The sequence below is a fragment of the Simplicispira psychrophila DSM 11588 genome (genome assembly GCF_000688255.1).
GTDB classification, from domain to species: Bacteria; Pseudomonadota; Gammaproteobacteria; order Burkholderiales; family Burkholderiaceae_C; genus Simplicispira; species Simplicispira psychrophila.
This window is the reverse complement of the sequence record NZ_JHYS01000006.1, coordinates 137,161-157,917: the sequence shown is the minus strand read 5'-3', so window position 1 is coordinate 157,917 and position 20,757 is coordinate 137,161. Positions and strand designations below refer to the sequence as shown.

At 62.2% G+C, this 20,757-nt stretch carries 23 protein-coding genes and 1 pseudogene; 11 read left to right on the top strand and 13 right to left on the bottom strand.

Features of this window, described 5'->3' with window-relative positions:
* Window positions 1-137: 137 nt before the first annotated feature.
* From trmD to rpsP, 3 genes are all read right to left on the bottom strand, one after another.
* A complete protein-coding gene (gene trmD / locus Q390_RS0108475; RefSeq protein ID WP_027995674.1) occupies window positions 138-896 on the bottom strand; it encodes a tRNA (guanosine(37)-N1)-methyltransferase TrmD in 759 nt (252 codons plus the stop codon).
* 9 nt (window positions 897-905) lie between these two features.
* Window positions 906-1,481, bottom strand: coding sequence for a ribosome maturation factor RimM (gene rimM, locus Q390_RS0108470; protein ID WP_027995673.1), 576 nt, complete (start codon window positions 1,479-1,481; stop codon window positions 906-908).
* Window positions 1,482-1,576: 95 nt separating this feature from the next.
* Complete coding sequence (rpsP, locus tag Q390_RS0108465; RefSeq protein WP_027995672.1) at window positions 1,577-1,828, bottom strand: 30S ribosomal protein S16; 252 nt, start codon at window positions 1,826-1,828, stop codon at window positions 1,577-1,579.
* 128 nt (window positions 1,829-1,956) lie between these two features.
* Here rpsP and Q390_RS0108460 point away from each other — a divergent pair, with 128 nt between their 5' ends.
* The gene (locus Q390_RS0108460) at window positions 1,957-2,478 is read left to right on the top strand and encodes a GNAT family N-acetyltransferase (protein WP_027995671.1); all 522 of its coding nucleotides are present in this window, start codon (window positions 1,957-1,959) and stop codon (window positions 2,476-2,478) included.
* Window positions 2,479-2,485: 7 nt separating this feature from the next.
* Window positions 2,486-2,938 carry a TM2 domain-containing protein gene (locus Q390_RS0108455; RefSeq protein ID WP_027995670.1) on the top strand — a complete coding sequence of 151 codons (453 nt, stop codon included), beginning with the start codon at window positions 2,486-2,488 and terminating at the stop codon, window positions 2,936-2,938.
* A gap of 87 nt (window positions 2,939-3,025) precedes the next feature.
* On the opposite strand, the gene Q390_RS0108450 is transcribed toward Q390_RS0108455, so the two are convergent.
* From Q390_RS0108450 to Q390_RS20305, 6 genes are all read right to left on the bottom strand, one after another.
* Window positions 3,026-4,036: an inorganic phosphate transporter gene (locus Q390_RS0108450; protein WP_027995669.1), complete on the bottom strand. Its 1,011-nt coding sequence runs from the start codon at window positions 4,034-4,036 to the stop codon at window positions 3,026-3,028.
* 22 nt (window positions 4,037-4,058) lie between these two features.
* A complete protein-coding gene (locus tag Q390_RS0108445) occupies window positions 4,059-4,706 on the bottom strand; it encodes a DUF47 domain-containing protein (RefSeq protein ID WP_027995668.1) in 648 nt (215 codons plus the stop codon).
* A gap of 179 nt (window positions 4,707-4,885) precedes the next feature.
* Window positions 4,886-6,235, bottom strand: coding sequence for a replication-associated recombination protein A (locus tag Q390_RS18005; RefSeq protein ID WP_037472536.1), 1,350 nt, complete (start codon window positions 6,233-6,235; stop codon window positions 4,886-4,888).
* Complete coding sequence (locus Q390_RS20510) at window positions 6,232-6,366, bottom strand: hypothetical protein (RefSeq protein ID WP_281174777.1); 135 nt, start codon at window positions 6,364-6,366, stop codon at window positions 6,232-6,234. Before Q390_RS20510 ends, Q390_RS18005 begins: the two co-directional genes overlap by 4 nt.
* Window positions 6,367-6,432: 66 nt before the next feature.
* A complete protein-coding gene (gene lolA / locus Q390_RS0108435) occupies window positions 6,433-7,065 on the bottom strand; it encodes an outer membrane lipoprotein periplasmic chaperone LolA (RefSeq protein ID WP_027995667.1) in 633 nt (210 codons plus the stop codon).
* Window positions 7,066-7,170: 105 nt separating this feature from the next.
* Complete coding sequence (locus Q390_RS20305; protein WP_027995666.1) at window positions 7,171-9,648, bottom strand: DNA translocase FtsK; 2,478 nt, start codon at window positions 9,646-9,648, stop codon at window positions 7,171-7,173.
* A 218-nt stretch (window positions 9,649-9,866) separates the two neighbouring features.
* Here Q390_RS20305 and trxB point away from each other — a divergent pair, with 218 nt between their 5' ends.
* From trxB to rpmG, 3 genes are all read left to right on the top strand, one after another.
* On the top strand, window positions 9,867-10,814 hold the full coding sequence (gene trxB, locus Q390_RS0108425; RefSeq protein WP_027995665.1) for a thioredoxin-disulfide reductase: 948 nt from the start codon (window positions 9,867-9,869) through the stop codon (window positions 10,812-10,814).
* A 135-nt stretch (window positions 10,815-10,949) separates the two neighbouring features.
* Window positions 10,950-11,183: a 50S ribosomal protein L28 gene (gene rpmB / locus Q390_RS0108420; RefSeq protein WP_027995664.1), complete on the top strand. Its 234-nt coding sequence runs from the start codon at window positions 10,950-10,952 to the stop codon at window positions 11,181-11,183.
* An 11-nt stretch (window positions 11,184-11,194) separates the two neighbouring features.
* Window positions 11,195-11,365: a 50S ribosomal protein L33 gene (gene rpmG, locus Q390_RS0108415; RefSeq protein WP_027995663.1), complete on the top strand. Its 171-nt coding sequence runs from the start codon at window positions 11,195-11,197 to the stop codon at window positions 11,363-11,365.
* 165 nt (window positions 11,366-11,530) lie between these two features.
* Here the strand turns inward: rpmG and Q390_RS0108410 are convergent, their stop codons facing one another.
* On the bottom strand, window positions 11,531-12,853 hold the full coding sequence (locus Q390_RS0108410) for an RsmB/NOP family class I SAM-dependent RNA methyltransferase (RefSeq protein WP_027995662.1): 1,323 nt from the start codon (window positions 12,851-12,853) through the stop codon (window positions 11,531-11,533).
* A 56-nt stretch (window positions 12,854-12,909) separates the two neighbouring features.
* On the opposite strand from Q390_RS0108410, the gene Q390_RS0108405 reads away from it, so the two are divergent.
* The gene (locus Q390_RS0108405; protein ID WP_027995661.1) at window positions 12,910-13,173 is read left to right on the top strand and encodes a DUF1653 domain-containing protein; all 264 of its coding nucleotides are present in this window, start codon (window positions 12,910-12,912) and stop codon (window positions 13,171-13,173) included.
* 204 nt (window positions 13,174-13,377) lie between these two features.
* Entirely contained in the window at window positions 13,378-13,932 is a 555-nt protein-coding gene (locus Q390_RS0108400; protein WP_027995660.1) for a hypothetical protein, read from the top strand.
* Window positions 13,933-13,992: 60 nt separating this feature from the next.
* On the opposite strand, the gene purN is transcribed toward Q390_RS0108400, so the two are convergent.
* Window positions 13,993-14,568, bottom strand: coding sequence for a phosphoribosylglycinamide formyltransferase (purN, locus tag Q390_RS0108395; protein WP_027995659.1), 576 nt, complete (start codon window positions 14,566-14,568; stop codon window positions 13,993-13,995).
* Between the two features lie 49 nt (window positions 14,569-14,617).
* Between purN and Q390_RS0108390 the strand changes: the two genes are divergently transcribed.
* The 3 genes and pseudogenes from Q390_RS0108390 to Q390_RS0108380 all read left to right on the top strand — a co-directional run bounded on the left by Q390_RS0108390 (window position 14,618) and on the right by Q390_RS0108380 (window position 17,828).
* Entirely contained in the window at window positions 14,618-15,304 is a 687-nt protein-coding gene (locus Q390_RS0108390) for a YceH family protein (RefSeq protein ID WP_027995658.1), read from the top strand.
* 46 nt (window positions 15,305-15,350) lie between these two features.
* Window positions 15,351-16,272, top strand: a pseudogene (locus Q390_RS20300) (hypothetical protein).
* 239 nt (window positions 16,273-16,511) lie between these two features.
* Window positions 16,512-17,828, top strand: a complete 1,317-nt coding sequence (locus Q390_RS0108380) for a tetratricopeptide repeat protein (RefSeq protein WP_027995656.1) — start codon at window positions 16,512-16,514, stop codon at window positions 17,826-17,828.
* Window positions 17,829-17,863: 35 nt separating this feature from the next.
* Here Q390_RS0108380 and Q390_RS0108375 read toward each other — a convergent pair whose 3' ends face one another.
* Entirely contained in the window at window positions 17,864-18,805 is a 942-nt protein-coding gene (locus Q390_RS0108375; RefSeq protein ID WP_027995655.1) for a bestrophin family protein, read from the bottom strand.
* Window positions 18,806-18,912: 107 nt separating this feature from the next.
* Window positions 18,913-19,470, bottom strand: a complete 558-nt coding sequence (locus tag Q390_RS0108370) for an HNH endonuclease (RefSeq protein WP_027995654.1) — start codon at window positions 19,468-19,470, stop codon at window positions 18,913-18,915.
* 175 nt (window positions 19,471-19,645) lie between these two features.
* Between Q390_RS0108370 and Q390_RS0108365 the strand changes: the two genes are divergently transcribed.
* Entirely contained in the window at window positions 19,646-20,680 is a 1,035-nt protein-coding gene (locus tag Q390_RS0108365; RefSeq protein ID WP_027995653.1) for a bifunctional riboflavin kinase/FAD synthetase, read from the top strand.
* The last annotated feature ends 77 nt before the right edge of the window (window positions 20,681-20,757 follow it).

Below are 20,757 nucleotides of genomic sequence, written 5' to 3'. Positions count from 1 at the left end.
CCAGATTATTTTGTATATATGCAATACATTTTTTGATGGACATCGTTTTGGCGCAGAAGCATTGATGTGTGCAACACAGCTGACTTGGCAGCGTCTATGCACAGTTGCAGTTGCTACAAGCGGCTACGAAACCTCAGCTATTTCATTAACCCCAGCAGCGCCTCATCGGCCTTGGCCAAAGCTTGGGCAGCGCGCGCGGCAGCAATCAGGTCGGGGCGGTGCTGCGCGGTGAGCAACAGGCGCTGATCACGGCGCCAGCGCTCAATGCGCGCGTGGTGACCCGAGAGCAGCTCGGCCGGCACGCTGCGCCCGGCCCACACTTCGGGACGCGTGTAGTGCGGGCAATCCAACAGGCCATCGAGCGCCGGGTTAAAGCTGTCGAACTGGTGGCTGCCTTCGTCGTTCAGCACGCCCGGCTGTAAGCGCGCCACGGCATCGAGCAGCGCCAGTGCAGCGATTTCGCCGCCCGACAGCACAAAATCGCCCAAACTGATTTGCACATCGACATGGGCGTCAATAAAGCGCTGGTCAATACCTTCGTAGCGCCCACACAACAACACAGCGCCAGCACTGGCCGACCAGCGCTCGACAGCGGTGTGGTTCAAAGCTGCGCCAATCGGTGAGAACAAAACCAGCGGTGCCGGTTGTTCTGGTGGGTCAGCGCGATCGCTGCGGATGGCGGTCAAGCAGCGCTCCAGCGGCGGCGCCATCATCACCATGCCGGGGCCGCCGCCAAACGGACGGTCATCGACGCGGCGGTAATTGCCTTCGGCGTAGTCGCGCGGATTCCACAAGCGGACATCGACCAAGCCCGAGGCATAGGCACGCCGGGTGATACCGCTAGCCAGAAACGGGCCAAACAGCTCGGGAAACAGGGTGATGACGTCAAAGCGCATGGGGCGCTTTCAGTAGTCGGGCTGCCAGTCCACGGTGATGCGGCGCTCGGGCAATTCGACCTTATCAACAAAGGCGGCGACGAAAGGAATCATGCGTTCTTGCGGCTTGCCGCTGCCTTCTTCCTCAAACGCCAGCACCAGCACGGTTTGCGGGCCGGTAGTCATCAGGTCGCGCACTTGGCCCAGCGCCACGCCTTCGCGGTTGACGACCTCCAGGCCAATCAGATCGACCCAGTAGTACTCATCTTCTTTGGCCGGCGCAAAGTCGGCGCGTGGTACAAAAATACGCGCGCCACGCAGCAATTCGGCGGCATTGCGGTCGTCAATTCCCTCGGCCCAGGCCACCACCACATCGGAATGCATTTTTGATTGGCGAATCGCCAGCGCTGCCGTACCGGTAAAGGTGCGTGCGCCGCGTTCGCTCGGCTGCACATACCAGCGCTTGGCGACCAGCAGCGTTTGCGGGTCAGCATTGTGCGACAACACCTTGAACCAACCTTTGACGCCCCACGCTTCGGTAATGCGACCGACTTCGACGGCGTCCGCAGGCAGTTCGGCGGTTTCCAGATTCAAGGCAGTAGACATAGTCAGGACCACAACATCAAAAGACGATACAAACACAAAGGGCGGGCTCCCCCAGGAAGACCTGGCGAAACCCGCCCTTTGTGGGGGAAGCTAAATCAGGCGGCAGCTTTAGCGGCTTGCTTGATCAGGCGGTCCACGGTGGGGGACGACTGGGCGCCCACGCCGACCCAGTAGGCCAGACGGTCTTGCGCAATGCGCAGGCCTTCTTCGCCACCTTTAGCGGTCGGGTTGTAGAAACCCAGACGCTCGATGAAGCGGCCATCGCGGCGCACGCGCTTGTCGGCGACAACGATGTTGAAGAAAGGACGGCCTTTGGAACCGCCGCGGGAAAGTCGGATGACGACCATAATTTATCCTTCGGGTGGGGGCCAACGCCTTGCGCTGATAGCCCATAGTTCGCAACGTTGAGACACGCGACATGACCACCCGGCCAGCGACACGCTGCAAAGCCGCCAATTATATCTTTGTTTGACCCATGCCCCTCATCCGTACCAGCCAGCAGGGCGATCTGCCCGCCATCACCCACATTTATGCCCACCACGTCCAGCAGGGCACCGGCAGCTTCGAGATCGATGCGCCCAGTTGCGCCGATATGGCAGCGCGCCGCGCCGAAGTACTGGCACGCGGCCTGCCGTGGCTGGTGGCCGAGCAGGACGGCCAGGTACTGGGCTTTGCATATGCCAACTGGTTCAAACCACGGCCGGCATTTCGCTTCTCGGCCGAAGACTCGGTGTATGTCGCAGCCAGCGCCTGCGGCCAGGGGATGGGCCGCGCCCTCCTAGCGCAGCTGCTGGTGCAGGCCGAGCAGGCCGAGGTGCGCAAGATGCTGGCCGTGATTGGCGATTCAGCCAACGCCAGCTCGATTGCCTTGCACCGCGCATTGGGCTTTGGCGAGATCGGCGTGCTGCGCTCGGTCGGCTGGAAGTTCGGCGCATGGCGCGATATCGTGCTCATGGAAAAATCGCTGGGAGCGGGCGATCACACTTCACCGGAATAATGTGGCCATGAAAAACAAGACTCTGGCCGCCTGGCTGGCCTTTTTAGGTGGCCCTTTGGGGCTGCACCGTTTTTATCTGTATGGCCTGAGCGATATCTTCGGCTGGCTGCTGCCCATTCCGACGGCACTGGGGCTGTATGGCATCGAGCGGGTACAGCAACTGGGCCAGGACGATCAGCTCAGCTGGGTACTGATCCCGCTACTGGGCTTCACCATCGCCGGCTGCGCCCTGCGCGCCATCGTGTATGGGCTGATGGCGCCAGAAAAATGGAATGGCCGTTTCAACCCCCCAGCGGCACTGGACGCCGCGCCCGGTCGCACCGGCTGGTTCACGGTGGCTGCCATGGCCTTGTCCTTGCTGGTGGGCACGGCGGTGCTGATGGCCAGTCTGGCGTTCAGCTTTCAGCGCTACTTCGAGTACCAGATCGAGGAAGCACGCAAAATTTCTCAGCCCGCCTGAATCACAGCAAAAAGAGCTGCTAACGCTTGTGTGACAAGCGCTAGCAGCTCTTTTTTTGATAGTGGCTTGGGACCACACCTCTGAAGATCAATACAACTGCAGGCTGATCCAGTAGGCCACCGATGCGACAAACGCACTGGCTGGAATCGTCAAGACCCAGGCCCAGACAATATTGCCGGCCACGCCCCAACGCACCGCGCTGGCGCGCTGCGTCGAACCCACACCGACAATGGCGCCGGTAATGGTGTGCGTGGTGGACACCGGAATACCCAACACGGTGGCCAGGAATAGCGTCATGGCACCGCCGGTTTCGGCGCAAAAGCCGCCCACCGGTTTGAGCTTGGTGATCTTCTGGCCCATGGTTTTGACGATGCGCCAGCCGCCAAACATGGTGCCCATGCCAATCGCCGTATAGCAACTGACGATGGTCCACAGCGGTGGGGAGGCATCGCTGGCCGACGAGTAGCCGGTGGCAATCAGCAACAGCCAGATGATGCCGATGGTTTTTTGCGCATCGTTGCCACCGTGGCCCAGGCTATAGGCACCGGCCGAGACCAGTTGCAAGCGACGAAACCATTTATCGACTTTGCTCGGCCGCGAGCGCCGAAAAATCCACGCCACCGCTACCATCATCAGCGAGCCCAGCAAGAAACCCAGCAGCGGCGAAATGAAGATGAAGGCCACCGTCTTCCAGATGCCCGAAGCCACCAGCGAACTGGCGCCGGCCTTGGCAATCACGGCACCGACAATGCCGCCGATCAGCGCGTGCGAGGAACTGCTGGGAATGCCGTAATACCAGGTGATGAAATTCCAGGTAATGGCCCCCACCAAGGCGCCAAAAATGACGTGGGTGTCCACCACCCCCGGCTCGACGATGCCTTTGCCAATGGTGGCAGCCACGCTGAGGTGGAAAATAAAAATGGCAACAAAGTTGAAAAAGGCGGCAAAGACCACCGCCTGGGCCGGCTTGAGCACGCCGGTCGAGACCACGGTGGCAATCGAGTTGGCAGCGTCGTGAAACCCGTTCATGAAGTCGAACAGAATGGCCAGCACGACCAGCACCACCACAACCCACAGGGCAGTTTGTACGGTTTCCATCAGTGAACCGTTTCTTGGCAGGTCAGGAGTTTTCGAGGACGATGCCCTCGATCAAATTGGCCACGTCCTCACACCGGTCGGTGATGGTTTCGAGCAATTCGTAGATCGCCTTGAGCTTGATCAGCTCACGCACGTCGGGTTCTTCGCGGAACAATTTGCTCATGGCAGCGCGCAGCACCCGGTCGGCGTCGCCTTCCAGGCGGTCAATCTCTTCGCAGGTCTTGAGCGCCGCCTCCGCCGTGGCCGGATCGGCCAGCTTGTTGAGCAGGTTGACCGCCGAGCGCAAGCGCTCGCAGCACTTGACGCTCAGATCCGTGAGGCGTGAAATTTCATCCGTCATATGGCGGATGTCATACAAGCTCATGGTCTCGGCAGAGTCCTGAAACAGGTCTGCCACGTCGTCCATGGTGTTGATGAGGGTATGGATCTGCTCACGATCAATCGGCGTGATGAAGGTCTTGTGCACCGCCTTGTTGACTTCGTGCGTGACACGGTCGGCAGCGCGCTCGGCGATATCGACATCCTGGGCGTATTTTTCGCGCAGGTGCGGGTCGTTGTAATTGGCTACGAGTTGTGCAAAAGAATGCGCCGCATCGACGATGCAGTCGGCATGTTGATTGAACATCTCGAAAAAATTACCTTCGCGCGGCAAAAGTTTGCCAAACAGCATGAAAACTCCTCAGGGGGAATTGGGGGGGGAAAAATGACGCAGCATGAAAGGAACATGACACTTGCGTGAACTCGGGGAGTTTAACCCTGCCCTCCAAACCCGCGAAAACACAAAGCTGACGTTGTTGCCAGTTGAAACCAGGCCCGCAACTCCCCTGCGATGGAGCAACACACAGGGCGTCACCCCCCCTCACCGTGCGCCTCTTGCGGGGGTTTTCCCTCGGCAGCGTCTGCCACGGCGGCGGCATTGCGCGCCCGCAGTTGGTCGAGTTTGTCAGCAATCTTTATTTCCAGCCCCCGCCGTACCGGCTGGTAAAACCCGGGCGCGGCCATGCCGTCGGGCAGATAGCGCTCGCCGGCAGCAAAGCCATTGTCTTCATCGTGGGCATAGCGATAACCGCGGCCATAGTCCAGCGTTTTCATCAGCGTGGTCGGCGCATTACGCAAATGCAGCGGTACCGGGCGCGAGGCATCCTGCTTTACCAAGGCCCGCGCGGCGTTATAGGCCCTGTAGACGGCGTTGGACTTGGGCGCCACCGCCAGGTAGAGCACGCATTCGGCCAGCGCCAGCTCGCCCTCGGGGCTGCCCAGGCGCTCGTAGACCTCGGCGGCGTCCAACGCCAGACGCAGGGCGCGCGGATCGGCCAGGCCAATGTCTTCGCTGGCCATGCGCACTAGGCGACGCGCCAGGTAGCGCGGCTCGGCGCCGCCGTCGAGCATCCGCACCAGCCAATACAGCGCTGCGTCCGGGTCGGAGCCGCGCACCGATTTGTGCAACGCACTGATGGTGTCGTAGAACTGTTCGCCGCCTTTGTCATAGCGGCGCAGCTGCTGCCCCAGCACCTGCAGCACCCGGGCATCGCTGAGCTGCGGCCACTGCTGCTGCGCGGCGGCCATGGCCAGGGTTTCCAGCGTGTTGAGCAGCCGCCGCGCATCGCCATCGGCATAGGCCACCAAGCGCTCGACTGCTTCATTTTCAATAGCTGGTAGCGCTTGCTGGGATTGGGCTAGAGCCACAATTTGCTTTAAATCTTCCATGGACAACGGCTCCAGCACATACACCGTCGCACGCGACAACAGGGCGGAGTTGACCTCGAACGAAGGGTTTTCGGTGGTGGCGCCGATAAAGGTGAACAGCCCGCTTTCGACATGCGGCAAAAACGCATCCTGCTGGTTTTTATTGAAGCGGTGCACCTCGTCCACGAAGACGATGGTGCCCTGCTGCAACAGGCCCGAGCGTGCGGCCTCGGCACGTTCGACCGCTTCGCGGATGTCCTTGACGCCACCCAGCACCGCGCTGATGGCAATGAACTGCGCATCAAAGGCATCGGCCATCAAGCGGGCAATCGTGGTTTTGCCGACACCTGGTGGCCCCCACAAAATGCAGCTGTGTGGCCGCCCGGACTCAAACGCCAGGCGCAGCGGCATGCCCGGCCCCAAGATTTGCTGCTGGCCCACCACCTGCGCCAGCGTCCGCGGGCGCAGGCGTTCGGCCAGGGGCTGGTGGACTGAAGCAGGCGGCTGGCTCACGCGCCGCTCTCCATCCCGCAGGTGATCAGCGCCCGCTGGACGCGTGGAAACATGTGGCGGAGCAGCTTCTGGCGCATCCGTTCGAGCGCGACCGAGCGAACACAGGCTGGCTGGCGACGCTGGGCAGTCATGGCGGAGTGGCGGAGTGGTGGAGTGGTGGAGTGGTGGATCCAGAGATATCTGAACAGCCCAGCAGCTTATTGCTTGAGTACGTCTGCCCCCGGCGGCACTTTGAAGTTGAAGGTGGAAGCAGGCAGGGCCGGATGGGCCTGCAAATCCGTAAAACGGATCAGCGAGCGCTGGCCAAAGCTGTCAAGGATGTCCAGGGCCGCCAGTTGCTCACCCTCAAAGCCGACACGCACGCTTTGCAAGGCACCATCTTTGCTTTTGGGGCGCGCCAGCACCCACTGCAAGCCGTCCTGCGTCGGCGCGGATTCGAGCGTGAATTCGGCGCGCAGGGCCTTGAGGTCGGGCGCCGAGGTCAGCAGCGCCGCCGGCGTGGCGCCCAGCGCCTGGGCCTGGGCACGCTGCGTCACTTGGTTCAGATCAGCGTCGTAGAGCCAGAGCGTCTGGCCATCGGCAACGATGGTCTGCTGAAACGGCTTCTGGTAGACAAACTTGAAGCGACCCGGGCGCTGGAACGCAAAGGTGCCACTGGAGGTTTTGCTGCGTGCGGCCTTGCCGTCCTTGGGCGGAGAGGTCACCACCTGTGTGAAGTCAGATTGGCCCGCCTGCGCGTGCGCCATGAACGCCTCTAGGCTTTCCAGGCCACCAGCGCTGGCCAGCTGTGCGCTGGCAGCTATCAAAATAGCAGTAAATAATTTTTTCATGGAAGGTGTGTTGAAAATCGACCAGACCGTGCATGGCGCCCCAATCCAGTGCAAAAAAAGGTCACGGGGTACAGCAGCAGGGGGCGCCCCTTGGCACGCCACGCGTCAATCGCTGCTGCGCGGTGGCACCAGCACATCGCGCTGGCCGCTGCTGGTCAGGGCGCTGATGAGGCCGGCGTTTTCCATATCTTCCAGCAAACGGGCGGAACGGTTGTAACCGATTCTGAGCTTGCGCTGCACATACGAAATACTGGCCTTGCGGTCTTTCAACACCACCTCGACCGCCTGGTCGTACATCGGGTCTTTTTCGCCACTGGCACCGCCCTCGCCGGCGCCAGAGCTGTCCGCGTCGCCTTCAACGCTGCCGCCTTCGAGCATGCCAGCGATGTAATCCGGCTCACCCTGGCTCTTGAGGTAGGCGACCACGCGGTGCACTTCCTCATCCGAGACAAAAGCGCCATGTACCCGCACCGGCAGGCCGGTGCCGCTGGCCATGTAGAGCATGTCGCCCATACCCAGCAGCGCTTCGGCACCCATCTGGTCGAGGATGGTGCGGCTATCGATCTTGGTGGACACCTGGAACGAAATCCGCGTCGGGATGTTGGCCTTGATCAGGCCGGTAATCACATCGACGCTGGGGCGCTGCGTCGCCAAAATAAGGTGGATGCCGGCAGCACGCGCCTTCTGTGCCAGGCGGGCGATCAGCTCTTCAATCTTCTTGCCGACCACCATCATCAGATCGGCCAACTCATCAATGACGACGACGATGTACGGCAGACGCTCCAACGGCTCGGGCGCTTCGGGGTTGAGGCTCAGCGGGTTATCGACAAACGCCTCGCGCGCTGCCGCCTCGTCGATTTTGGCGTTGTAACCGGCCAGGTTGCGCACGCCCAGCTTGCTCATCAGCTTGTAGCGCCGCTCCATTTCGCCGACGCACCAGTTCAGGCCGTGCGCGGCCTGTTTCATGTCGGTGACCACAGGCGCCAGCAGGTGCGGAATGCCTTCGTAGACCGACATTTCCAGCATCTTCGGGTCGATCATCAACAGACGCACGTCCTTGGCCTCGGCCTTGTAGAGCAACGACAAGATCATGGCGTTGATGCCCACCGACTTGCCTGAGCCGGTGGTGCCGGCCACCAGCACATGTGGCATCTTGGCCAGATCGGCGACCACCGGGTTGCCGACAATGTCCTTGCCCAGCCCCATGGTCAGCAGGCTCTTGCCATCGTGGTAGACCTGCGAGCCCAGAATCTCGCTCAGCTTGATGGTCTGGCGCTTGGCGTTGGGCAGTTCCAGCGCCATGATGTTTTTGCCCGGAATGGTCTCGACGACGCGGATCGACACCAAACTGAGTGAGCGCGCCAAGTCTTTTGCCAGCCCGACGATCTGGGAGCCCTTGACACCAGTGGCAGGCTCGATTTCGTAGCGTGTCACCACCGGGCCGGGCATGGCAGCCACCACCCGCACCTCGACACCAAAATCCTTCAGCTTTTTCTCGATCAGGCGGCTGGTCATCTCCAGCGTTTCGGAGGCGACGCTTTCCTGGCTCGGCGGCGCGCTATCCAGCAGCGCCACCTGCGGCAGCAGGCTCTCCAGCCGAGGGTGGAAAGCAGCCGTCGCCAGGCGCTCTTTGGCGACAGACGCGCTCGCACTGTGGCCCGGCACTTTGCCCGCAGGCGCGGGCACGGCGGCAGGGGGAGGTGCAACAGCAGGGCCAGCGACAGCGGCAGCAACAGATGCCGCAGCCGGCGCGACCCTTTCGGGCGCTGCAGGCGCCAGCGGCGTATCGACCAGCACCGGCTCAATGATGCGCAGCGGCTGCGGGTGCAGCACCTCGTTCTCACTGCGCTCTTCCTGCACCGCGCCTTCACGCTGGCGCGCAGCGCGCTTGCCCTCGGCCTGGTCTTTGGCCACCTCGCGCTGGGTCCGGCCCAGTTGCACCAGAGCGTCAATGCGCCCGCCCACCACTTCGGCCACGCGGCCCCAGGAAAAGCGAAACACCAGCGCGGCGCCCGCCACCACCAGCACAATGGCCAGCAAGCCCGAGCCGGTAAAACCCAGCCACTGCATGGCCTTGGGACCCAGCACATAGCCCAGCACACCGCCAGCATGGCCAGGCAAAAAGGATTCAAAACGGTACATGCGCGACCACTCCAGCGCCGTGCTGGCACTCAGCAGCAGCGCCAGTCCACACCAGAACAGGAAGCGCCGACGCCACAACGCCGACGCCGTCTCCTGCGCGCCGTGCTGGCCCGCGCGCATCCAGTGCGCCAGCGATCCCAGCCAGGCACCCATGCCCGCAGCCACGCCCCACCAGACAGAAAATCCAAAGGCAAAGTAGCTGACATCGGCCAGCAAGGCGCCCAGACGCCCGCCCCAATTGGCCACCATGGCAGAAGAGGAAGCCCCGGAAGTGGACCAAGCCGCATCGGGTGCGGCGTAACTGGTGAGCGCCATCAACCAGAACACCAATGCCAGCAGACCGATGATCAGCACCACCTCGTGGCCAAAACGGGCAGCTCCGGAAGGCGGCGCAGGCTTGCCGCCAGAAGAAACATTCAAGGTATTGAGGGAATAGGTCATAAACGTGCCGGCGAAGCTTACCCGATGCGACTGGGCCACTGGCAAAATTACCAGCTACGGCGCGTCCTGCTGCAGGGCCCCATGACCGCAGCCCCAGAGGGGTGGACCGGCATCGACAGAGACTTGGTCGATACTTATGGTTTCCTGTTTATCCACCCCCGCGCGCTCTGACGGCCTTTTCCTGGCTGGCGGGGTCGGCGCCAGCCCCTTTGCACGACATGTCCACACCGCAACACGCCAAAGTCCTGATCCTCGGTTCCGGCCCTGCCGGCTACACCGCCGCCATCTACGCCGCGCGCGCCAACCTGAACCCGGTGCTGATCACCGGCATGGCCCAGGGCGGCCAGCTGACCACCACCACCGAAGTCGATAACTGGCCCGCCGACGTCAACGGCGTGCAAGGGCCCGAACTGATGCAGCGCTTTTTGCAGCACGCCGAGCGTTTTCAGACACAAATCATCTTTGACCACATCAACCAAGTCGATTTCAGCCAGCGTCCGTTCACGCTCACCGGCGACAGCAACACCTACACCTGCGACGCACTGATCCTCGCCACTGGCGCCTCGGCCATGTACTTGGGCCTGCCCTCAGAGACCGCCTTCATGGGCCGGGGCGTCTCCGGCTGCGCCACCTGCGACGGCTTCTTCTACCGAGACCAAGACGTCTGCGTGGTGGGCGGCGGCAACACGGCGGTGGAAGAAGCGCTGTACCTGGCCAACATCGCCAGCAAGGTCACGCTGATCCACCGACGCGACACCTTCAAGGCCGAGCCCATTCTGGTGGACAAGCTAATGGAGCAGGTCGCCGCCGGCAAGATTGTGCTCAAGACCTTCTACACCCTCGACGAAGTGCTGGGCGACGCCAGTGGCGTGACCGGCGTGCATATCAAGAACACGCAAAACGGCAGCATCGAATACATCGCCCTGCAAGGCTGCTTTATCGCCATCGGCCACGCCCCGAACACCGATATTTTTGCTGGTCAGCTGGCCATGGAAAACGGCTACATCGTCACCCAAGGCGGCCTCAAGGGCTTTGCCACGCAAACCAGCGTGCCGGGCATTTTTGCCGCCGGCGACGTGCAAGACCACGTCTATCGCCAAGCCATCACCAGCGCCGGCACCGGCTGCATGGCCGCGCTCGATGCACAGCGCTTTTTGGGCCAATAAAGCCCGCGCTATAATCTGCGGCTTTGCTAAAACTGGCCGCTCAGGCCAGAGGCAAATGGGGTTACCGCCACCCTCTCATGGCGAGGTGAGGTCTGTACCAGCGTACAGACCGTTCAAAAATATCGGAGTGTCCTCATGGCACGCGTATGTGAAGTCACGGGCAAGAAGCCCATGGTGGGAAACAATGTTTCCCACGCCAACAACAAGACCAAGCGCCGTTTTCTGCCCAACCTGCAGTACCGCCGCTTCTGGGTTGAAACAGAAAATCGTTGGGTGCGCATGCGCATCTCGAACGCCGGTTTGCGTCTGATCGACAAAAACGGTATTGATTCTGTGCTCGCAGACATGCGCGCACGTGGCCAAGCTTAAGGAGAACCACCATGGCAACCAAAGGCGGACGCGACAAAATCAAGCTGGAATCGACTGCAGGTACGGGTCATTTCTACACCACCACCAAGAACAAGAAGACGATGCCCGAGAAAATGCTGATCATGAAATTTGATCCCAAAGCTCGCAAGCACGTTGAGTACAAGGAAATGAAGCTGAAGTAATTCAGACTTTGTTTTCAACAAAAACCGCCTACGCAGTCAGCTGCCAGGCGGTTTTTTTGTGTCCGTGCTAATTAAAACTATAGCTACCACCGCCTGATAACAGGCACTTTCAAGGTGTTTTATATCTGAAAGCTAATGAAATCGTGCGGTAGTAGCTATTATTTTTTAATCTTTTTTCGTCCAGAGTGCGGCAAAGAAGCCATCCGTATGGTGGATATGCGGCCACAGACGCAGGTAGCGCGTACCGCTCTCGCCGCCGCTGCACAGGCCGGCCGCGCCATCGACCTTCAACTGCGCCAGCACCTCGCCCGCGTCCAGCGGCTCAAAGTCTGGATGGGCGGCGGCAAATGCTTCGGCAATCGCCTCGTTTTCTTGCGGCAGTACGCTGCAAGTGGCATACGCCAGGCGGCCGCCCGGCTTCACCAGCCGCGCTGCGCTGGCCAGAATGGCCGTCTGTTTGGCCACCAGTTCTTCCACACCCTTAGGCGACTGGCGCCATTTCAGATCGGGATTGCGGCGCAGCGTGCCCAAGCCCGTGCACGGGGCATCGACCAGCACGCGGTCGATCTTGCCGCTCAGGCGCTTGACGCGCTCATCGCGCTCATGGGCCAGGGCCGCAGGGTGGACGTTCGACAAGCCACTGCGCTTGAGGCGCGGGCCTAATGCATCGAGCCGGTGGCCCGACACGTCAAACGCATACAGCCGCCCAGTGCTGCGCATGGTGGCGCCAATCGCCAGCGTCTTGCCGCCCGCACCAGCGCAAAAGTCCACCACCATTTCGCCGCGTTTGGCATCCAGCAGCAAGGCCAGCAGTTGCGAGCCCTCGTCCTGCACCTCGATGGCACCACGCATGAACGCCGGCAGCTTGGCCAGCGCTGGCTTGCCTTGCACACGCAGTCCCCAAGGCGAATACGGCGTCACTTCAGAGGGGATACCGGCTTGCGCCAGCTCCTTCTGCACGTCAGGGCGTTTCTCCTTCAGTACGTTGACGCGCAAATCCAGCGGCGCACTGCCCGACAGCGCCTCGACCAGCGGCCAGAAACCGTTGCCCAACTGCGCTTTGAGCGGCTGGACCAGCCACTCGGGCAGGTTGTGGCGGTGGCGCTCCAGCAGGTCGGCCTGGACGACGCCGTCGCACATCTGCAGCCATTGCTGCTCGCGGTCGGTCAGCCCGGCCATCAAAAAATCGCGCTCGCCGTGCAGCGCCTTCGGATTTTTACGCCGTGCTTCTTCATCCTGCCAGTGGGCAAAACCCAGAATGGCCAGACGCCGCTCCTTGGGACCCGAGCCGGACGGTGCCATGTGCTCAAACAGGAGCTTTTTGCGCAGCACCATATAGACGGTCTCGGCCAGCGCTGCGCGCTCGCGTTGCCCCAAGCCACGGTTGTCGCGGAAAAACCGCGACACCACCGCGTCGGCGGGATGTTCAAAAGTAAGGGTGAGCCTGACGAGTTCAGCGCAGGCATTGATTAAAACGTTGGGATGCATAGGGTGCGATTGTCCCATTGTGCGCAGCTCCCCGGCTGCTGCCGCACACTTCGGCCATGAACAACCCCCTCCCGCCCCTGCAACCCATCCCCTGCGGCCCGTACCGCCATTACAAAGGCAGGCTGTACGAAGTGATCGACACCGTGCGCCACAGCGAGACGCTGGAGCCAATGGTGCTGTACCGGGCGCTGTACGGCGAGCGCGGGCTGTGGGTGCGCCCGGCGGCAATGTTTCTGGAAACGGTGGAAGTCAACGGCCAGCAGCAGTTGCGCTTTGCGCTGTGCCCGGCCGCCCCCACGCCAGCAACACCCACCGTCTAGTTGGCAGCCCGCAAATCGATATCAGACATCGCACAGCACCCCTCTGCCGGGCTGCGCAGCAGAATGGACGGCCGGGGGGCCCGGCAAAGTCCTACAGCACTGCCGCAAGTACAGGACTAAGGTTCAAAGCACATCAATTCTCTGCTTGCGCAGCGCGCTGCGTGGCACGCAGCAGGCCGGGCAGGTGCCTCATGGAAGTCTGCTATGGAATATTTTCTCCAAGGCCTGTTGGGCGAAAAATCACTGACCAAAGTGGTGGGCCTGTACCCCAATGCACAACATGCCCAGGCTGCTGCCGCCAAGGCCCACCACTTGCACGGCATCGCGCCAGCTCAGGTGCGTTTGCTGGGGCCGAAAGATGCCAAAAATACGCAGCGCGATCTGTTTGGCCACCACATGCAGCCTGCGCAGCACGGCATTGTCAAAACACTCTTTCAAGCCCATGCCGGGGCTACGCTGGCCGGCGGCATCGGCGGGTTGTTGCTGTTTTTCTGGCTTTTGAACAGCGGCCAGCCGATGGTGATCGGTAGCCCCTGGCTGGCCGCCATGGCGCTGCTCGGCTTTGGCATCGCTTTCGGGCTGCTGTTGGGCGGACTGAGGGCGTTGCGTCCGGACCACATCAAGCTCATTACCACGGTGCGCAGCGCGCTGGCCAACAACCGCTGGGCGCTGGTGCTGCATCCTCTCAATGCCGAACAAACCCGCACTGCGAAAGATTTTCTGGTGGCCAGCGGGGCCGAGATGCTGAGCACGTTGTAATCAGCACCTCGGCAATATTTCAGGCAGCAGCGCAGAACTGGCGAGTGCTTACAGCTATTATTAAGAGAGCAACTGGACAATCGCCCGGGGATACAGCAGGTGCTCCTGCGTGAGTACACGCGCCGCCAGCAGTGCAGCGCTGTCGCCAGGCAGCACCGGCACGATGGCTTGATCGACGATGGGACCAGCGTCCAGATCAGCGGTCACCAGGTGCACGCTGGCGCCAGCAAATTTGCAGCCAGCTTCAATGGCGCGCTGGTGGGTGTGCAGGCCCGGAAACGCCGGCAATAGCGAGGGGTGGATATTGAGCAATCGTCCGGCGTAGTGCGTGACAAAACCGGGCGACAGAATGCGCATGAAGCCAGCCAGCACCACCAGCGTGGGCGTGTAGCGGTCGATAACGCGGGCCAGCTCAGCATCAAAGGCCTCGCGGCTGGGGAAAGGTGGGTGCTCCAACACTTCGGTGGCAATGCCCTGCGCGCGGGCAAAGTCCAAACCTTTGGCATCGGGCTTATTACTGACCACCGCCACCACGCGCGCACCATAGTGCTGCTCCCATCGCTGCTGCTGCGCTGAACGTACGATCGCAGCCATGTTGGAGCCACCGCCAGAAATCAAAATCACAATGTTTTTCATCAATCACCTTTGCAATTCATTTTGCAATCAAGCCTGAATTATCCCTGCCATGTCTTTTGATCTTGCTACCCGCCCCCTGACTGCCATCGAAGCCCGCGTGCTCGGCACGCTGATGGAAAAAGCCCGCACTGTGCCCGACAGCTACCCGCTGACGCTCAACTCTTTGGTGCTGGGCTGCAACCAGAAAACCACACGCGAGCCGGTGATGAACGTCGGCGACGCCCAAGCGCAGGAAGCGCTGGACGAGCTCAAACGCTTGGCGCTGGTGCACGAAAACACCGGCGGACGCAGCGCGCGCTGGGAGCACAATTTTCAGCGCGGCGTCGGCGTGCCCGAGCAATCGGCCGTGCTGCTGGGCCTGTTGATGCTGCGCGGGCCACAGACCGCCGGCGAGTTGCGTATCAACGCCGAGCGCTGGTACCGCTTTGCCGATATTTCTTCGGTCGAGGCGTTTCTGGACGAACTGCAGGAGCGCAGTCTGGAAAAGGGCGGCGCACTGGTGGTGCAATTGCCGCGCGCCCCGGGAGCCCGCGAGCAGCGCTGGGCGCACTTGCTGTGCGGCCCGGTCGATGTAACCACACCTGTCCCAGGGGCGTACAGCGGCGCAGCACCAGCCCTGCAAGAGCGGGTGAATGCCCTGGAAGCGCGGGTCGCCACACTGCAGGCCAGCGTACAGCGCCTGTGCAACGAGCTCGGTATCAGCACCGTGCCGGCGTCGCCGCCCGGACAGGACTGAGGCGAACGCACGTGCTACAACGGCGGCCCCTCAGGAGACCGGCCACATGGGCCGCGCATTCACCCCCGAAGAGCAAGCCTTGCACGCCGAAGTGCGCGCCTGACGCACGTGGATATGCAGGACTGGGCCAAAATTCTGGGCCAGAAAGGTTGGCTGGCCTTTGTCTGGCCGAAAGATTTGGGCTGCCCCGGCGGGAGCGCCGTACAAAAGCATTTGTTCGAGGAAGAATGCGCGCTACAGCGAACCGGGCGCCGGCTCCCACTGCTGGACGGCGAGTGCCAGGTCAACGAGGTGTTCTTCGACAACGTCGAAGTGCCCGCCGACCAGCTAATCAGCGAAGAACACAAGGGTTGGACGTATGCCAAGCACGTGCTGGCCCATGAGCCCACCAACATCGCTGACCTCAACCGCAGCCAGCGCGAACTCGAGCGCCTCAAACGCATCGCCCAGCGCGGCCTGGTGCTGGAGCCGCTGGCGCAGCAAGAGCGCTCAGCGCGCTATCGCCTGGAAGTTTGCAAGGAAAAAGCGACTGAAACGCAGACAGGACATGCGCTGACAGCTCTCAAAAGCGTAGCCCCGGCGGGCGATCAGGCCGATGCCTTCATCGTGCCGGCACAGCTGGACGGACCGATCGCGCTGCTCCTGGTCGAGCGCAGCGCTGCGGGCGTGGCGACACGCGGCTACCGCACGCAGCACGGCAGCCGCGCTGCCGAAGCCGCGTCGCGCACATGCAGCGGCAGCTGGAGCGCTCGATGGGCTATTACGCCAGCCTGCAATTGGGGCAAGCGCTGCGCTTTGTCGGCCAGCAGTCGGTACAGCTGCATGGCGGCATCGGCATGACCCATGCATATATCGGCCGCCACTATTTCAAGCGACTGACGCCAATGGAAAAGGCCTGGGACGACAGCTTGCACCACCTGGGCGAAGTGTCCCGACAGATACAGCCGAGGGCGGGTGTCTTTGCCTGAGCACAGGCACTTGCCTTCTGCCACAACCGCCCCACCTTTGAGCACCACCGGCTGCTCCGCAGGAGCACTGCGCCTACCAGCCAGCCCAGGGCGGCGGCTGAATCCCGGATAATCCAGCGCTGCGGTGCACTGTGCATCTGCGGCGTTTTTCCTGCCGCCCTCGCCTCTTCCGGTACCGCCGCGCCCTTGAAACGGCGCCGCCGCGGCTTCCTTTCACCACCCCATTTTCACGTGTCCACATGAGCGCCATCCCCACTGCCGTCGATCCCAATCGCCAACACCTTGAAACCGCCCGCACAAAAATCGCCCAGGGCGATCTGAAAGGCGCAGCCCTGACGCTGAACAAAGCCCAAAAGCACAACCCCAACGACCCGCGGGTGTTCATGCTGGCCGGCTTGATGGCAGAAAAATCAGGCAACATCCCCGGCGCTTTCGAGGCCTTGCGCCGCAGCGTCGCCCTGGCGCCCGGCTGGGGGCCGGGCCTGCTGGAGCTGGCGCTGTTGCTGGCACGGCAGAACCAGTTCAAAGAGGCGGTAGAAACCGCTGAAAAGGTCGCCGCTCTGGAGCCGAAGAACCTGCAGGTGTTGGCCGGCGTGATCGATATCGCGCACCGCGCCAGCCACCTGGAGATGGCTGTGCGCCACCTGCGCCGTGGGCTGGAGCTGGTGCCGAACGACGCCGCGCTGCGCCGCCTGCTGGCACGCGATCTGGGCAATCTGGGCCAGTACGCACCAGCACTGGAACTGTGGGACGCACTGATTGACCAGAACCCGCAAGATGCCGAGGCCTTGATGGGCCGCGTACATGTGCTGGTGGCCCAAGGCCAACCAACCCGCGCCCTAAAAGACACCATGACGCTGCTGGAGCTGGCCCCGGGCGATTCGGTCTATGCCTACTACAACGCGCTGGCGCACGGCGCCACACCGGCGCACCAGCCGCCCGAGCTGAACCGCAGCCTGTTCGACAGCATGGCCGAGTTGTACGACCAGCACATGGTGCGCACCCTGAAATACCAGTTGCCCAAGCAGGTGGCCGACAAGATCATTGCCCGCTACCCGCACAAGAAAATCAACCTACTGGACCTGGGCTGCGGCACCGGTCTGCTAGGCGTGTGCCTGGGCCGCTTGGACGGTGCGTTGGTAGGCGTGGACATTTCCAAAGGCATGATCGAACAGGCCGCACGCCACAACGTCTACGACCGCTTTCACCACGCCAATCTGCTCGACGCGCTGGAAGACACGCCCGCCTCGCTCTACCAGGTGCTGGCGGCGCTGGATGTATTTATCTACGCCGGCGACATGGCCCAGGCGATTCCGAATGCGCTGCGCATTCTGACGCCGGGTGGGCAGTTGGTGTTCTCCTGCGAAGCTGCACCCGAAGACGGGCCGGCGCTGGTGCTGTTGCCCTCAGGTCGCTACGCCCACCAGCGCAGCCACATCCAGGCGCTGTGCGACGCGGCCGGGTTTGCTCCAGTCGAAATCGAGGACACCGTGCTGCGCCACGAAAACGCTGTGCCGGTGCACGGTTTTGTGGTGACGGCGCACAAGCCGGCCTGAGCAACAAACAGGTCGCCCGGCGGACTGGTGAGTGATCAGGTCAACTGAAAATTCACCGGCTGCAGCGGCTGGGGCAGTTCGGTTTCACCCAGCGATTCCAATAGACTGATTTCAATCGACCGGCATAGCGTATCGAGCGGCAGGTCATTGGTTTCCATGCCAAACGGCTCCTCGATCTCGTCGCCCAGAGCGTCCAGACCAAAGAAGGTGTAGGCGACGATGACGACAACAAACGGCGTCATGAAGCCGGTGGTATCGACCAAGCCAAAGGGCAGCAAAAAGCAGTACATGTACGCCGTGCGGTGCAACAGCAGCGTGTAGGAGAACGGAATCGGCGTGTGCTTGATGCGCTCGCACGAGGCTGCCGCAGCGGTCAGGGCGGACAGCGTCTGGTCAATGGGCGCCGCCAGACAGGGAGCAATCTGGCCTTGGCGCACGCATTCGCCCAAATCGCGCCCCATGGCCAGCATCAGCGCATCAGCGGGATTGGTGGTGCTGCGAATCCGGGCAAACTCTGCCGCCGTGGTCCAGCGCTGCAGTACGGCATCGTCTTTTTCGCCGCGCAGTTGCAGGCGCAGCGCATGGGCAAAAGCAATGGCGCGGTGCACCATGCGCACGCGCACGTCGTCGTCACGCGTTTGCCCAGCCACTGGCTCTGGCAACTGGATCAGGGTCTGGCACTGGCGCGACAGCGAACGCATGCGCAGCACCAGTTCACCCCACAACTTGCGCCCCTCCCAGTAACGGTCGTACGCCGTGGTGTTGCGAAAGCCCAAAAAAATCGCCAAAGGCAAGCCGATCAGCGTGAACGGAATGGCCGTCAGCGTGATCTTGATCGTGAACAGATTGCCGTGGACGAGGGTCACCAAGGTGGCCAGCACGGTGTTGAGAATCAGGGTGGTACGGATGCGGTGCAGCACGGAGCCGCGCAGCAACCAAAACAGATGCAGGCCAGGAGGACGGTCACGAACGATCATGCGAAAGGGAAGTGGACTAGGGAAAACCCTGATTGGAGCACGCACACCTCAGTATTGACAGGGAGCAGCTGGAAAACCCGCGATTTTTTACCGGACGCTGTGGCCGGCTAATTCAGCAGACGCGATGAGCGCGGCAAGTGGGCGGCCAAAAACTCCATCTGGTCGCTCAGGATGCGGCGGTTGCGCAAGATGAAGTCTTCCCACAGGCTGGGCTGGTAAGGCGCGTACAGCAGCGGCATGTGGGCTTGCTCCGGCGTGCGTGCGCCCTTGCGGTGGTTGCACGCACGGCAGGCGGTGACGACGTTCATCCAGTGATCCGGCCCCTTGTGCGCCAGCGGCACGATATGTTCGCGCGTCAGGTCATACTCGTCGTAGTCGCCACCGCAATAAGCGCACACATTGCGATCGCGTGCAAACAGTTTGTTGTTAGCCAGGTTGGGCGTGAGGTCAAACGGATTGAAGCGGGACATGCCCCGGGTGCCGATGATGCTGTTGACGGCAATGACCGACTGCAGCCCGGTGATGGCGTTGTGGCCGCCATGGAACACCGCCACTTCACTGCCCGCCACCCAGCGCACATCGCCCGCAGCGCTGTGGATGACCGCCTGCTCCAGCGATATCCAAGACTGGGGCACCCCCTGGGCTGAGACTTTCAAGACCTTCACAACTCACCTCCTGGAACAAATTGCACACAAGGAATGGAACGTGGACTGCCTGCCTCCAAGACGCGCGCGTATGGCGCGCTCTGCAGGTGCGTCACAATATACGCTGTTTTCAGGTCTGAACGCTGTCTGGCGCTTGATGGCCGTGCGCTATGTGCTATTAAAAAGATAACGACCCATGCAAATTTTTCGCGGCTTGCAGCACCCCGGGATCGCCCCCGGCTGCGCCCTCACGATTGGTAATTTTGACGGCGTGCACCGCGGCCACCAGGCCATGCTGGCGCTGCTAGGCAGCGAGGCGCAGCAACGCGGTGTGGTCAGTTGCGCACTCACCTTTGAGCCCCACCCACGCGACTATTTTGCCGCCGCGCTGAACAAACCGGCGCTGGCACCGGCGCGCATTGGCACGCTGCGCGACAAGCTGACCGAGCTGGCGCACTGCGGCGTGCAGCAGGCGGTGGTGCTGCCCTTCAACGCCCGCTTGGCAGCGCAGCCGGCGCAGGCTTTTATCGATGAGGTGCTCGTACGTGGCCTGGGCGCGCGCTATGTGCTGGTGGGCGACGACTTTCGCTTTGGCGCCCAGCGCGCCGGCGATAGTGCACTGCTGCAGGCCAGCGGACAGGCGCAGGGATTCACCGTCGGGCGCATGGACAGCTATACCGAAGGCGGCCTGCGCGTCTCCAGTTCAGCGGTGCGCGCGGCGCTGGCGGCCGGCGACATGGCGGCGGCGGGGCAATTGCTCGGGCGGCCCTATGCCATCTCGGGCCACGTCGTCCACGGACGCAAGCTTGGGCGCGCCCTGGGCGCCAGCAGCGCCGGGGCGGGCGATGGCTTTCGCACGCTGAATCTGCGCTTTGCCCATTGGAAGCCCGCCGCCAGCGGCATTTTTGCCGTCCATGTGCACGGGCTAAGCGCCGTGCCCCTGCAAGGTGTTGCCAACCTGGGCGTGCGCCCCTCGCTAGACGCACAGGATCTAAACGGTGGGCGGGTGCTGCTGGAAACGCATTGCCTCGAATGGCCGGCCCACCTGGGCGCGGAGGGGGCCTACGGTAAAATCATCCGTGTGGAACTGCTGCACAAACTGCACGACGAGCTGAAATACGACAGCCTCGACGCCCTCACGACTGGCATTGCCCGCGATGGTGCCAATGCGCGCGCTTGGTTCAAAACCCACGCCGAAACCCGCCGCCAAACCACGCACGACCGAATTTGACGCGTTGGCGCACCGCCAACATCGCCCCTCCCTCACCCCTATTAAGGCCCCCGGGCGCTCTGGCGTTCGGGCTGAGC